The 14,099-nt window shown below is 64.0% G+C and carries 12 protein-coding genes; 6 read left to right on the plus strand and 6 right to left on the minus strand.

Going from position 1 to position 14,099, the window contains the following annotated elements; all coding sequences use genetic code 11:
• Positions 1-14: 14 nt before the first annotated feature.
• Positions 15-917 carry a DMT family transporter gene (locus PQR54_RS27020; protein ID WP_408251006.1) on the minus strand — a complete coding sequence of 301 codons (903 nt, stop codon included), beginning with the start codon at positions 915-917 and terminating at the stop codon, positions 15-17.
• 63 nt (positions 918-980) lie between these two features.
• On the opposite strand from PQR54_RS27020, the gene PQR54_RS27025 reads away from it, so the two are divergent.
• Positions 981-1,913 (plus strand): LysR substrate-binding domain-containing protein, encoded by a 933-nt coding sequence (locus PQR54_RS27025; RefSeq protein ID WP_408251050.1) that lies wholly within the window; start codon positions 981-983, stop codon positions 1,911-1,913.
• A gap of 118 nt (positions 1,914-2,031) precedes the next feature.
• Positions 2,032-2,820 (plus strand): sulfite exporter TauE/SafE family protein, encoded by a 789-nt coding sequence (locus PQR54_RS27030; protein ID WP_408251008.1) that lies wholly within the window; start codon positions 2,032-2,034, stop codon positions 2,818-2,820.
• Between the two features lie 46 nt (positions 2,821-2,866).
• Here PQR54_RS27030 and PQR54_RS27035 read toward each other — a convergent pair whose 3' ends face one another.
• Positions 2,867-3,115, minus strand: a complete 249-nt coding sequence (locus PQR54_RS27035; protein ID WP_408251010.1) for a hypothetical protein — start codon at positions 3,113-3,115, stop codon at positions 2,867-2,869.
• 249 nt (positions 3,116-3,364) lie between these two features.
• Positions 3,365-3,718 (minus strand): BON domain-containing protein, encoded by a 354-nt coding sequence (locus PQR54_RS27040; protein WP_132375946.1) that lies wholly within the window; start codon positions 3,716-3,718, stop codon positions 3,365-3,367.
• 560 nt (positions 3,719-4,278) lie between these two features.
• Between PQR54_RS27040 and PQR54_RS27045 the strand changes: the two genes are divergently transcribed.
• From PQR54_RS27045 to PQR54_RS27055, 3 genes are all read left to right on the plus strand, one after another.
• Complete coding sequence (locus tag PQR54_RS27045; RefSeq protein WP_408251012.1) at positions 4,279-5,772, plus strand: TAXI family TRAP transporter solute-binding subunit; 1,494 nt, start codon at positions 4,279-4,281, stop codon at positions 5,770-5,772.
• A gap of 93 nt (positions 5,773-5,865) precedes the next feature.
• The gene (locus PQR54_RS27050; RefSeq protein ID WP_408251014.1) at positions 5,866-6,516 is read left to right on the plus strand and encodes a 2-hydroxychromene-2-carboxylate isomerase; all 651 of its coding nucleotides are present in this window, start codon (positions 5,866-5,868) and stop codon (positions 6,514-6,516) included.
• Positions 6,517-6,759: 243 nt separating this feature from the next.
• Entirely contained in the window at positions 6,760-7,740 is a 981-nt protein-coding gene (locus PQR54_RS27055) for a LysR substrate-binding domain-containing protein (protein WP_408251016.1), read from the plus strand.
• Between the two features lie 71 nt (positions 7,741-7,811).
• Here PQR54_RS27055 and xdhC read toward each other — a convergent pair whose 3' ends face one another.
• From xdhC to xdhA, 3 genes are all read right to left on the minus strand, one after another.
• The gene (xdhC, locus tag PQR54_RS27060; protein ID WP_408251018.1) at positions 7,812-8,378 is read right to left on the minus strand and encodes a xanthine dehydrogenase accessory protein XdhC; all 567 of its coding nucleotides are present in this window, start codon (positions 8,376-8,378) and stop codon (positions 7,812-7,814) included.
• A 69-nt stretch (positions 8,379-8,447) separates the two neighbouring features.
• Positions 8,448-10,814: a xanthine dehydrogenase molybdopterin binding subunit gene (gene xdhB / locus PQR54_RS27065; protein WP_408251020.1), complete on the minus strand. Its 2,367-nt coding sequence runs from the start codon at positions 10,812-10,814 to the stop codon at positions 8,448-8,450.
• 33 nt (positions 10,815-10,847) lie between these two features.
• The gene (gene xdhA / locus PQR54_RS27070; RefSeq protein ID WP_408251021.1) at positions 10,848-12,371 is read right to left on the minus strand and encodes a xanthine dehydrogenase small subunit; all 1,524 of its coding nucleotides are present in this window, start codon (positions 12,369-12,371) and stop codon (positions 10,848-10,850) included.
• Between the two features lie 390 nt (positions 12,372-12,761).
• Here xdhA and PQR54_RS27075 point away from each other — a divergent pair, with 390 nt between their 5' ends.
• Positions 12,762-13,973 (plus strand): MFS transporter, encoded by a 1,212-nt coding sequence (locus PQR54_RS27075; RefSeq protein ID WP_408251023.1) that lies wholly within the window; start codon positions 12,762-12,764, stop codon positions 13,971-13,973.
• Positions 13,974-14,099: the final 126 nt, after the last annotated feature.

Consider the following 14,099-nt stretch of genomic DNA (forward strand, 5'->3'; position numbering starts at 1 on the left):
TTGCGGCCTCAGTTTCACGAACGCCCGCGCAGCGCCACGACCACCACGCCGGCAATCGCCATCAATCCACCACATAGCGTCGCGAGCCCCGGGCGCTCGCCGGTCAGCAGCGCGGACAACGCTGTCGCCACGGCCGGCGTCAGATAAAGAAAATTGGCCGCGCGCGCCGCGCCGAAATGACCGAGCGCGAAGGTCCACGTCGCATAACCGAGCGCCGCCGGAAACACGCCGAGCACCAGCACTGCCTGCAGCGTGCCGTGCGGCGCGCCGTCGAGCGAATGCAGCGCGCCCGGCAGCCAGGGCGTCAGCAGCAGCGCTCCAGCCAGCAAGGTGTAAGCGGTGCAGGTCAGCGCGCCGTAGACCGGAATCAGACGCCGCTGCAGCACGAAGTAACTCGCGGAACATAGCGCGGCGCCAAGAATCAGCGTGCTGCCCGCGCCGAGCGTCAGCCCGCCCGGCTGGCCGCGCGCAATCACGGCGATACCCGCGAGGCTCACGAGCGAGCCGAGCCATCCCCAGCGGTTGAAACGCTCGCCGAGTACGACGGCCGCCAGCAGCGCCGTAAAAATCGGCAGCGTATTGACGATGAAACTCGCCGCGCCCGCGGCCACCGTCTTCTCGCCGGTATTGAGCAGCGCGTTGTAGAGCGCGATGCCGAGGAAACCGCACAACGCGAAACGCAGGCTGTCGGGCCATGTCGGCAGACGCGGGCGCCGATAGGCGAGCCACGCGAGCACCAGCAGCGCCGCGGTAGCGAATCGCGCCGCCGCCAGTTGCAAAGGCGGCAAGCCTTGCAAGCCGATGCGGATGAATGGAAACGCGGACGCCCACGACACAATCGTGAAGGCGACCGCACCCGCCGCCAACAGCGGCTGACGCGCAAAGCGCGAGGGACGGGGCGAAGTCAGTGTGTTCATAGCGCGATCGTGCCTCGGCATGAGCTGCTAAGCTAGAACACAAATGAACACTGTGATGTGAATATGGCTCACACCTCGCCACCCGCCGCGTCCGCCCGGCCGCCACTCGCCAGCCTCGAAACCGTCTGCCACGTAGCCCGCGAAGGCTCGTTCCTCGCCGCCGCGGCAGCGGCTGGACTTACCCACGGCGCGATCAGCCGCAGAGTCGCCGCGGTTGAAAACTGGCTCGGCATGACGCTGTTCGAACGCCATGCCCGTGGCGTCCGGCTGACACCGGACGGGCAGCGGTTTGTCGGGCGGATCGAGCAGGCTTTCGGCATCATCGACAGCGCGGCGGACCAGTGGCGCTCGCCGCGCAGCCCGCAACTGGTCAAGCTGAGCGTGGTGCCCGCGTTCGCCAAGCTGTGGTTCTTCGAGCGCCAGGCGGCGTTCGAAGCCGAGGCGCCGGCGCTGCGCATCCAGCTCGACATCGACCACCGCAACGCGGACATCGTCAGCGGCGAAGCAGATCTGGCCATTCGCTACGGGCGCGGCAACTGGCGTCAGCTCGACGTCAAGCCGTTCCTGCCGGAGACGCTGTATCCGGTGGCGCATCCCGCCCTGGCCGCGCAACTGGCAAAGCAGCGGCATAAGCGCGGCGACGCGGCGCTACTGGACGTGCCGCTGCTGCACGACTCGGACGTGACCGGCTGGCGCGCATGGTTCGATGCGCTGGGCATGCCGTTAAAGCCTCGTGTGCAGGACCGGCGCTTCGAAGACTACACGCTCGTGCTGGCCGCCGCGGAAGCGGGACTCGGCGTGGCGCTGGCGCGCGTGCCGCTCGCCGATGCCTATCTGCAGCGCAGCGGTCTCGTGCGCGTGAGCCGCCATGAAGTCCCCTCGCCGCTGACGTACTACTTCGTGCACGCGAAAGGCGAGACCCGGCCTGAAGTGCTGGCGTTGATCGACCGTATGCATGCCGCTTCATACGCAAACGCGGCAGTTTTGCGACAATAGCGGCTTTCGCCGCGCCACGACGGCCTTAGCGCCGCTCTCCATCGACTGTCGAAGGCCGGCGCGCCGGCCTTGCCGCCTATAACCCGTCCAATTCACCCGACCGTCAGCGGTCCGCTCAATGGCACTTCCCCACATCGATCTGCTGTACTCCGTCTCCGGCCTGTTTGTCGGCTTTCTGGTCGGACTGACGGGCGTCGGCGGCGGCTCGCTGATGACGCCGATCCTGGTTCTGCTGTTCAACGTGCATCCGGCCACCGCGGTCGGCACCGACCTGCTGTACGCGGCGGCCACCAAGGCAACCGGCACGCTCGTGCACGGCCTGAAGGGCTCGGTCGACTGGCAGGTCACGCTGCGCCTCGCCGCCGGCAGCGTGCCGGCGGCCACCATCACGCTGATCCTGCTGCATCGGTATGGGATGGACACGCCGGGCGCCGGCCGATTGATCCAGGTCGTGCTCGGCGCGGCGTTGCTGGTGACGGCGGTGGCGCTGGTGTTTCGTCCGCAACTCGCGGCACTCGGCGCGCGCAAGCAGCGCACGCCGCGTCAGGGACGCACGCTCGCGCTCACCATGCTGACCGGCGCGGTGCTCGGCGTGCTGGTGTCGCTGACTTCGGTCGGGGCGGGCGCGATCGGCGTGACGGTGTTGTTGCTGCTGTATCCGCTGTTGCCGACCACGCGCATCGTCGGCTCGGACATCGCGCATGCGGTGCCGCTCACCCTGCTGGCGGGCGCGGGCCATTGGCTGCTCGGCTCGATCGACTGGTCGATGCTGCTGTCGTTGCTGGTGGGCTCGCTGCCGGGCATCGCGATCGGCAGCTATCTGTCGTCGCGCGCGCCGGACAAGCTGCTGCGCAACCTGCTCGCCGCCACGCTCACGCTGGTCGGCGTGCGCCTCGTGCTGGCCTGAAGCCGCCTGAAGAATATCGACGCACGCCGGCGCAAACGTCCAGCGGCTATTTGAAAAACCGGCAGGTCAGATCGGACTCGAACTGCCGGATCCATTGACCATGACGGTCATGATAGGACTGCGCCCAGCCGCCGCGCCGCACGGTGACGAGACGCTCGTGCGCCACATCGCCTGGATCCACGCAGGCGCTGATGTCGAAATGCGCCGGTGCGAAACCGTGCCGCGCGCACACCAGTTCGAAAGCCGCCCGATCGCCGATAGGCAGATCGGTATAGCGCAAAGGCGAGGTTTCCATGGCGTTGACTCCGGTTTCCTATCCATCACAGTACGCTTCGCAACGCGTCAGCAGTGTGTCACAGCGCACAGACGGACCGTGGCCGCGCCGCCGTCCCGTTCGAAACGGCTGAGCCTCATCATCGCCGCTTCAATAATCGCCAGCTAAAAATAAAAAAAGGCTCCGGTTTTTTGCCGGAACCTTGGTGCACGTCCGCATCACGATGGCGCATGACGGCATGAACCGCCCGCGCCAGGTGCCGCAGTCTGCTTACTGCTGCACAACGGTCAGCTTGTTCGACACCGACGTCACGCCGGCGACGCCCTTGGCGGCCTGGCCGGCAGCGTCGATCTGGCCTTGGTCAGGCACCGAACCCGTCAGCGTCACCGCGCCGCCACGAGCACGCACGGCGATGTTCGACACGTCGACACCTTGTGTCTTGGCCAGCGCGCTACGCACCTTGCGGCCCAGCTGGCTGTTCGCCTTCTTGGTCGACTTGGCGCTCGCAGCCGGCGCGGCGGTCGTGCCGGTTGCCGTTGCGTCGCTTGCCTGAGCGTACACATTGCACGCCACCACCATTGCCACAACCGAGCCCAGCGTTTTCAGAAAACCGACCGATTTCATAGCTTTTCTTCTCCTTTGCTTCACATTGGACCGCCTATACAAGCGGCTTCGTTACGACTTCCGGCGGCCATGCGAGGCGCACGCGACAAGGCGCGCGCGAGCGACGGCCGACTATGGCTGTAACACGATGTGCGAGAGGCGAGAGAGGCCGGTTGCCGTTGCCGCCCGCGATGACGGGCATGCAGTGCGGTACGAAACCGGCAAGCCGCGAGGTCCGCCGACGCGCCCGGTTCTTGTGTGTCGTGCCGGGTCGCGCCGCGCAAACATCCGTTCGCGGCAGCGATGCACAATTTAATCTAGCCGGGCCAGAAGCGCAAAGGGTTTAGTCGGGTTTGGTCATACTCGAGACGCTTAAGATGCAAATCGCGTCAGGCGCGCGGACTGTCACGCCACGTTCACGATTTGTTACGGGTTTGTCGGCGTCGGCCGCCGCCGCGCGTTCCGCCGGGCGGTGAATCTCAGGTACCATCGGCGCGACGCGCGCTGCCGCACCGCCGCCCGGCTTGCGCGCCGCAGAGCGCCGCCCTGTTCACTTTCGACCGTAGCCGTCACGTCATCCGATGAAGCCAGCCACCGGCCGCAAAAGCCCTCCCCGTCTCGTCGCCCGTTTCGTCGCGATCTCCTGGCGCGATCTCGCGGTCTCGTTCGGGCCGATCCTGCTGATCGTCGCCGTCGCGATCTGGGTCGCCGTGCGGCTGATCCAGCCCGCGCCGCCCAGCACGTTGACCATCAGCGCCGGCCCCGAAGGCAGCACCTTCTGGAATGCCGCGCAAAAGTACAAGGAGATTCTGGCTCGTAATCGCATCACGCTGAAGGTGCTGTCGTCGGAAGGTTCGCTGCAGAATCTCAAGCGGCTGTCGGACCCGAAGTCGGATGTGGATGTCGGCTTCGTGCAGGACGGCGTCGCGCCCGGTCCGGCGGCCAATGGACTGATGTCGCTCGGCAGCGTGGCCTATGTGCCGCTCGCGATCTTCTATCATGGGCCGACCGTCACGCGGCTCTCCGAGTTCAAGGGCGAGCGGCTCGCGGTCGGCGCCGAAGGCAGCGGCACGCGCGAACTGGCGCTCGCGCTGCTCAAGGCCAACGGCATCGTGCCGGGCGGCGCGACCAAACTGCTGCCGCTTTCCGGCGACGACGCCGCCGAGGCACTCGTCTCCGGCAAGGTCGACGCGGCGTTCCTCGCCGGCGATTCGGCGCAACCCGCGGTGATGGGCAAGCTGTACCGCACGCCGAACGTGCAGTTCTACGATTTCACGCAGGCCGACGCCTACACGCGCCGCTTTCCCTACCTGACGCAACTCGAAATGCCGATGGGCGCGTTCGACCTCGGCAAGAACCTGCCGTCCGCGCCGATTCACATGGTGGCGCCGACCGCCGAGCTGGTGGCGCGCGACTCGCTGCATCCCGCGCTGTCCGACCTGTTGATCGAAGCCGCGCGCGAGGTGCACGGCAAGGCGAACATCATGCAGCGCGCCGGCGAATTCCCCGCGCCGCTCGCGCACGATTTCCCGATCAGCGACGACGCCGCCCGCTACTACAAATCAGGCAAAAGCTTCCTCTATCGCATCCTGCCGTTCTGGCTCGCGAGTCTCGCCGACCGGCTGCTGGTGGTCGTCGTGCCGCTGATCGTGTTGCTGGTGCCGGCCTTGCGTCTGGTGCCGTCGCTCTATGCATGGCGGGTGAAATCGCGCATCTATCGCTGGTACGGTGCGCTGATCGCGATCGAACGCAGCGCGCTCAGCGACCATTCGCCGGCCGAGCGCGCCACGCTGATCGAGCGGCTCGACGCGATCGAGGAATCGGTCAACGGTCTGAAGATGCCGCTCGCCTATGCGGATCAGTTTTACGTGCTGCGCGAGCATATCGGCTTCGTGCGCCAGCGGCTCACGCAGGCCCGCGACGCCCAGCGCGACGACGCCGCCAACGAAGCGGAAAGCGCGGAGAACGCTGCACGCGAACGTGGTGCGGAGCCCACGCCGCCCGCCGCGAACGAAGCGGCCGAAATCGGCGAAACACCCGACGGCAGCGACGAAGGCAACGCCAAACCATATTGACGGGTGCAAGCCGCGGCTGCACCGCGTAAGATCATTACAATTCCGACGGTGCAGCAGACGCGCCGTGCGGGACAGGCAATTCGGGAGACATTTATGACCGTTGGCATCGACGCCAGGCAACCGCTGTGGTTTTACGACTTTGTCTCGCCCTTTACCTATCTGTTGCTGGAGCAACACGACAAATGGCCGGGCTTCGACTTCGTGTTCACGCCGGTCGTACTGAACGATCTGTACCGTCACTGGGGACAGCGGCCGGCTTACGGCGTGCCCTCGAAACGTACCTTCATGTATCGGCACGCGCTGTTTCGCGCGGAGCAACTCGGCATTCCGTACAAGATGCCGCCGGCGCATCCCTTCGACTCCATGAAGCCGCTGCTGCTAGCCACCGCGGCGAACGGCGACGTCCAGTTTGTACGCGAGATCTTCCGTTTCATCTGGCGTGAAGGACGCGATCCGTCCACCGAAGCAGCCTTTGCCGAGTTGTGCGACCGCGTCGGCATGCCCGACGGTCCGGAGATCATCAAAAGCGCAGCCGTGCTCGAGCAATTGCAGCGCAATACGGCGGATGCGATCGGCCTCGGCGTCTACGGCGTGCCGACCTTCTTTCTGAACGATCAATTGTTCTGGGGCGAAGACGCGTTGCCCATGGTGCTGTACTGCGCGCGCACGCCGAACTGGCTCGAATCGAAAGAAGTCAAACGGATCAGTTCGCTGCCCTCGGGGCTCGTGGACATTCAAACGTAGGCGATACGTAAGCGTAGCGCGGACAAAACGCGCGCCGCAGGGCGCTTACGTGGTTTTGTCGCGGCAAAACAGGCTTGCTGATGCCGGCCATACCGTGGCCGCTATGCCGCTACACCGCAAACGGGCCTAAGGTTATGACCTTCGCGCCATGCGCGTTGGCGCCGCGCGCTTGCGAGAATCTCGCGAGCGGCTCCGTAAGACGCTTCATCGGATCCGATTCGTTTGCCCCGCCTTGCTTAAACCATGGACGACACCGCCGCTTCCCTCGATATCTGGCTCGTGCGCGTGCTGCGCACGCTGCTGGTCGAGCGCAGCGTCACGCAGACGGCATTGCGTCTGAATCAGACCCAGCCTGCCATCAGCACCGCGCTGCGCAAACTGCGCGAAACGCTGAACGATCCGATCCTCGTGCGCGGCAAGTCGGGCATGGTGCCGACCGAATATGGCGAATCGCTGCTGGCTTCCGCGCAACGCGTGCTGCGCGATGTGGACTTCGTGGCGACGCCGCACGGCGACTTCGATCCCGGCCGCTCGCGCCGCACGTTTCGCGTGGCCGCGCCGGATTATCTGAACGACTTCTTCATGCCGACGGTGATCGCGCAGTTTCGCGAGGCGGCGCCGCATGCGCGGCTCGAGATCGGTTCGCTCAGCCCTTTGCTCGATTATTCCGCCGCGCTCGACGCCGGCGAACTTGATCTTGTGATCGGCAACTGGCCGAAGCCCGAGCCGCGTTTCGAACGCAGCGATCTGTTCTCCGACACCGTGGTGTGCATGATGCGCGCCGATCATCCGTTGACGCGCATGCCTTTGACGCGCGAAGCGTATCTCGCCGCGCCGCATCTCGCGCCGACGCCGTATAGCGGCGCGAGCAGCGGCGCCATCGACATCGGCTTCGCACGGGCGCGCGCCGAGCGCCGCATCGTCGCCACGCTGCCCTACTTCGGGCTGGTGCCGCAGACGCTGCTGCAATCCGATCTGATCTTCACGACGACGCGCCGCTTTGCGATGCACTACGCGGACATGCTGCCGCTCGCGGTGGTCGATGTGCCGATTCCGTTCCCACGCATCAAGTGCTATCAGTTGTGGCATCCGCAGCCGGACCGGCCGAGCGATGTCGGCTGGCTGCGCACGCTGATGTCTCAAGTGTCGGATACGCTGGTCGCGCGGAAGGTGCGGCGCGCGAAGCGGGCGCCCAAAAAGGAAACGTCAGCCGCAACGGGCTGACGTTTTTGAGTTTTACAGTTCGATGGGCGCCGGTCGAGCGCCTCGTTCTGATTCGATCTATTGCTCAGACATCAGACGCTCGCGCAGAGCTGCTGCGTTGCGCGTTGCGCCACGAACTGCCGCGTGCGGATCTGCAACAACTCCGCGCACACCGCCACGGCAATCGCCGAAGGCGCCTTATCGACGATGCCGGCCACGCCGATCGGACACGTCATCTCCACCAGCCGATCCAGATCCACGCCACGATCGAGCAGACGACGCTCGAATTTCACGCGCTTCGTCTTCGAACCGATCATGCCGAAATAGGTGAAATCGCGCCGCCGCATGATGCGTGCGGCGAGCGAGAAATCGAGCGCGTGGTTATGCGTCATCACGAGAAAGTAGGCGCCGGGCGGCGCGGTATCGACGATTGCGTCCGGCGTGTCGGTCGCTTCGACTTGCACGTTGGCGGGCGTTTCGTCGGGGAACAGTTCGTCGCGTTCGTCGACCCACTGGACCACGCACGGCAAGCTGCCAAGCAGCTTGATGAGCGCGTGCCCGACGTGCCCCGCGCCGAACAGCACGATATGCATCGGCGCCGGACTCGGCATCTGCACGGCGCTGCGTCGGCCGATCTGAACGGATGAAAAATCGTTCATGGCGATCATTCCAGTGAGTGTGTTGTTCACGTGCTTCTTTCCCGGCTCATTGCTGCGCTACGGTCACGCTTATGAACGCGCTGCCGCGGTTGCGGCCCGCACCGCGCCCACCGCCTTGAGGATTTCTTCGCTGGTCGCGGGTGCATTCAGCGGCGGGTTGACCTTATGGTCGCCGACTGCCGACACCGCGTCGCGCACGGCGAAGAACACCGAGAACGGCAGCAGCAGCGGCGGCTCGCCGGTCGCCTTCGAACGATGGATGCTGTCCTCCGCATTGCGATTCTTGAAGAGGCGCACGCGGAAATCGGGCGGCGTATCGTTGACGGTCGGAATCTTGTAGGTGGACGGTGCATGCGTCATCAGCTTACCGCCCGCGTTCCACCACAGTTCTTCGGTCGTGAGCCAGCCCATGCCCTGAATGAACGCGCCTTCCACCTGACCGACGTCGAGCGCGGGATTCAACGATGCGCCCACGTCATGCAATGCATCCGCGCGCAGCACGCGCATTTCGCCGGTCAGCGTATCGATCACCACTTCCGAAACGGCCGCGCCGTACGAGTAGTAATAGAACGGCCGGCCTTGCAGTTTCGATTGATCCCAATAGAGCTTCGGCGTCGCGTAGAAACCGTCCGACCAGAGTTGAATACGCGCGACGTAAGCCTTCGCGATCACTTCTTCGAACGGCACGATCGCGTCACCGACCACGACGCGGTCATGCATGAAACGCACTTCCGACGCGCTCACATTCCCCGCGCCGAAACGCTCGGCGGCAAACGCCGACAGACGTTCGCGCAACTGGCGCGCGGCGTCCTGCGCGGCCTTGCCGTTCAGATCGGAACCCGTCGAAGCCGCCGTCGCCGATGTATTGGCGATCTTGCTGGTGTCGGTCGCCGTGACGCGAATGCGGTTGAAGCCGATGCCCAGTTCATGCGCGACGACCTGAGCGACCTTCGTGTTCAAGCCCTGGCCCATTTCGGTTCCGCCGTGGTTCACCAGAACCGAACCGTCGGTATAGATGTGCACGAGCGCGCCGGCCTGGTTGAAGTGGGTCACGTTGAACGCGATGCCGAACTTGACCGGCGTCAACGCCATGCCCTTCTTCAGGATTTCGTTGTTCGCGTTGAACTCGTTGATCGCCGCGCGACGCGCGCGGTATTCGCTGGTCGCTTCGAGTTCGTCGATCAACTCGTGGATCACATTGTCTTCGACGATCTGGCCGTACGGCGTCTGGTTACGCTCCGTCTTGCCGTACAGATTGCGGCGGCGCACGTCGAGCGAATCTTCACCGACCGAGCGCGCGACGTTGTCCATGATGTATTCGATCGCGAACGCGCCTTGCGGACCACCGAAGCCGCGGAACGCCGTGTTCGACTGCGTGTTGGTCTTGCCGCAGAAGCCGTCGATCGTCACGTCGGAGAGCCAGTACGCGTTGTCGAAGTGGCACAGCGCGCGTGTCATCACCGGGCCGGACAGGTCGGCGGAGAAGCCGCAGCGCGAGGTCATGTCGACCGTCACGCCGTCGATCACGCCCTTGTCGTCGTAGCCGACTTCATACGTGTAGTGAAAGTCGTGGCGCTTGCCCGTGACCATCATGTCGTCGTCGCGGTCCGGACGCAGTTTCACCGGGCACAGCAGCTTCCACGCGGCGAGCGCGGCGCAGCACGCGAACAGACCCGATTGCGATTCCTTGCCGCCGAAGCCACCGCCCATGCGGCGGCATTCGATCAGCACGTTATGCGACGCCACGCCCAAAGCGTGCGCGACCATATGCTGCATTTCGGTCGGGTGCTGCGTCGAACAGTAGACGTGCATGCCGTCGTCGTCCTTCGGCACCGCGTACGAAATCTGGCCTTCCAGATAGAACTGTTCCTGGCCGCCGAGCAGCATTTCGCCGGCTTCGCGATGCGCGGCGCGGGCGATCTTCGTGTCAGCTTCGCCGCGCGCGAGTTTCATCGGCGGCAGCACGTGCTGGTTCGCGGCGCGCGCCTGTTGCGCGGTCAGGATCGCCGGCAGTTCCTCGTAGACGATCTCGGCGCGGCGCGCGGCGAGGCGCGCGGTGTCATGCGATGTCGCGACCACGATAAAGATCGGCTGGCCGATGTATTGCACGAGGCCGTCGGCGAGAATCGGATCGTCGCCGTGGATGATCGGGCCGACGTCGTTGACGCCCGGAATGTCGTCGGCGGTGAAGATCGCGACCACGCCCGGCGTGGCGCGCACCTTGTCGAGCGACATCGAGACGATCTTCGCGTGCGCTTTGGACGACAAACCGAGCGCGGCGTGCAGCGTGCCGGCGAGCGTCGGAATGTCGTCGGTGTAGGTCGCGCGGCCGCTCACGTGCAAATGCGCGGACTCATGCGGACGCGAGACGTGCACCTGCGTGAAGTCGTCGAGCTCCTTGAGGTCTTTCAGGAACGGTTCGGCATGCTGATTCATTGTGTGTGTTCTCCGTATCCGTTGGGCTTCTGCTTAGACGCCTGCAGGCGCGCACGCCGCAGCAACCGCGCGCACATCCAGCGCGCTCTTGGGCAGCGGATTGTTCGGCCGCGTTTCGAGCCAGAAGCGGTACAGCGTGTTCTTCGCCGATTCAAGGCGATAGTTGCTGGTCGCGCGCATGTCCGACAGCGGCGCGTAGTCGTTGCCGAGCGCGAGCATCGCGGCTTGTGCGGTCGCTTCGTGCCATTCGGCGTCGCGCAACACGGCTTCAGCGTGCGTCGCGCGCTTGGAAGTGGCCGCCATGCCGCCGAACGCGATGCGCGGCTCGCGGATCACATTGCCGTCGGCGATGAACGAGAACGCGGCGCACACCGCTGAAATATCCGAATCGAAACGCTTCGAGAGCTTGTAAGTGCGGAACTGCAGGTTCTTGCGTACGCCAGTGCGCGACGGCACTTTCAGCCCGACGACGAACTCGTGCTCCGCCATGTCCTTCTTCTGATACGCGAGGTACAGGTCTTCGAGCGGCATTTCACGCTCGATCTCGCCGCCGCGCACGATCACGCGCGCGCCGAGGGCGATCAGGCCCGGCATCGAATCGCCGATCGGCGAACCGTTTGCGATATTGCCGCCGAGCGTGCCGGCGTTTCGAATCGGCAGCGATGCGAAGCGCTGCTGCATTTCGAACAGTTCCGGGTACTGCTTGACGATTTCCGTGTAGGCCTTCTCGACGCTCACGCCCGCGCCGATCTCGATCCATTCGTCGTTGGTTTCGAGCTTCTGCAATTCGGCGATCTGCCCGACATACACGATGTTGCCGAGGTCGCGCATCATCTTGGTGACCCACAGGCCGATGTCCGTGCTGCCGGCGAGAATGCGCGTGGCCGGCGCGGCCTCCTTGATCTTCGCGAGCGCTTCGACCGTGCGCGGCGCGTCGAATTGCTGGCCGGCGTGCTGATAGTGGAAGGTGTCCTTGCGCTCGATCGTAGCGAGGGCTTTCGACAGCGCTTCGATGTTGACCGGCGCTTTCGGCGCGGGCGCTTCGAACATGCGCACGGCGGCGTCGACGATCGGGCGATAGCCCGTGCAGCGGCACAGGTTGCCGGTCAGCGCGTTGCTGATCGTGTCGCGCGACGGCACGGTCTTGTTTGCACAGCTATGTTCGTGACCGTGCTTTTCGTACAGCGACCACATCGACATGACGAAACCCGGCGTACAGAAACCGCACTGCGAGCCGTGGCACTCCACCATCGCTTCCTGCACCGGATGCAGCGAGCCGTCCGGCTGGCGCAGGTCTTCGACGGTGTAAAGCGCCTTGCCGTCGAGCGTCGGCACGAACTGGATGCAGGCGTTGACCGCCTTGAAGTCGACGCCGCCCGCCGCGTTGCGCTCGCCGATCACGACCGTGCACGCGCCGCAATCGCCTTCGGCGCAGCCTTCCTTGGTGCCGGTGCAATGCGCGTCTTCGCGCAGATATTGCAGGACGGTGCGGGTGACGGGCGCGTCCTTGATCTCGCGGATCGCGTTGCGGTGGTAGAAGCGAATCGGCTCAGTCATGTCTCGTTACTCTCGAATGTTCTGTGTCCGTGGGGACCTGCAGCAGTGATGGTTCGAAAACTATCACCGTCAATAAATACAACCCATAGCTCGGATCGCATGCGGGACATATCCGCGAAAAGATATCGAGATGGGTTTGGGAGGCGATTAGCTTATGGTGATTATGATTTTTTTCTGTGTTTTTAAATTTTATGCAGCATAACGGACATTTTAAATCGCGGTGTTTTGGCTGGTTGCGCTCAAAAATTAGGCACTCGCGCGACCAAAACGGACCACTATATGGTTCTTGGAAGGGTTTTTCGTCCGACGAATTATTAAGCAAGTCCTGCAAGAGAATCGGTTCCATGGGAAAATCACGCCTTCCCGCCGATTTCAAGTCTCGTTTTCCCCATGTCCACCGACTCAGCGACACCTCGCAGCGAATTTGCGACGACCATGCAGATCATTCCGGTCGTCTTTTTCACGTTTCTTTGCTATCTGACGATCGGAATTCCGCTCGCGGTGCTGCCGGGCTACGTCCACGACGACCTGGGTTACAGCGCCGTGCTGGCGGGTGCAGCGATCAGCGTGCAATACCTGGCGACGCTGGCGTCGCGGCCGCTGGCTGGACGTTCTGCGGATACGTTGGGACCGAAGCGGACTGTGACGATCGGTTTGCTGGGTTGTGGTGCGAGCGGGGTTTTGCTGCTGCTGGCCGTGCTGTGTGGGCGCTGGCCGGTGCTGAGTCTTGGGCTTTTGGTCTGCAGCCGTCTTGTGTTGGGTTTCGGCGAGAGTCTGTGCGGCACGGGTGCGATTCTGTGGGGCATCGGCCGGGTCGGCACCAGCAACAATGCGCGGGTGATCTCGTGGAACGGCATCGCGACGTATGGCGCGCTGGCAATCGGCGCGCCGCTGGGCGTGGCGATCGAGCATACGGTTGGGTTTGCCGCTTTGGGGATTCTGGTGATTCTGCTCGCGGCGCTTGGTTTTTATCTGGCTCGGCCGATCGCGCCGGTGCCGATTGTGCATGGCGAGCGCATGTCGTATCGGAGCGTGTTCACGCGGGTGTTGCCGCATGGGATTGGCTTGGCGCTCGGTTCGGCCGGGTTTGGGTCGATCGCTACTTTTATCACGCTGTTTTATGCGGCTAAGCATTGGCCGAATGCGGCTTTGTCGTTGACGGTGTTCGGGACGCTGTTCATTGGCGCGCGGTTGTTGTTTGCCAATACGATCAAGACATACGGCGGGTTTCGGGTCGCGATTGCTTCGTTTTCGTTTGAGTGTGCTGGGTTGTTGATGTTGTGGTTGGCGCCTGAGCCTCATGTTGCGCTGGCTGGGGCGGCTTTGACCGGGTTTGGGTTTGCGTTGGTGTTTCCGGCACTCGGGGTCGAGGCTGTGGGGCTCGTGCCGCCGGCTAGTCGTGGGGCGGCTTTGTCGGCTTATTCGGTGTTTCTGGATCTCTCGCTTGGGATTACTGGGCCGCTGGCCGGGTATATCGCCGGGGAGTTTGGGTATGGGTCGGTTTTTCTCTTTGCCGCTGTTGCCGCTGCGGCAGGGGTGGGGTTGTCTACTTTGCTTTATCTTCGGAATGCTAAAGTGACTAATTTGCCTGCGGCGTTGTGAGGGGTGTTTGGTTGGTCGGTGGGTGGTTGTTTTTTTGGGTGTTGTGGGTGTTGGCCTTTCCTTGAATTCTTTGTGGTCTATTAGCGTTGCCCCTGTGCGGGGCGGCACCTACTTCTCTTTGCCGCC

The organism is Paraburkholderia phytofirmans (genome assembly GCF_046028095.1).
In the GTDB taxonomy this organism is placed as follows: domain Bacteria; phylum Pseudomonadota; class Gammaproteobacteria; order Burkholderiales; family Burkholderiaceae; genus Paraburkholderia; species Paraburkholderia phytofirmans_A.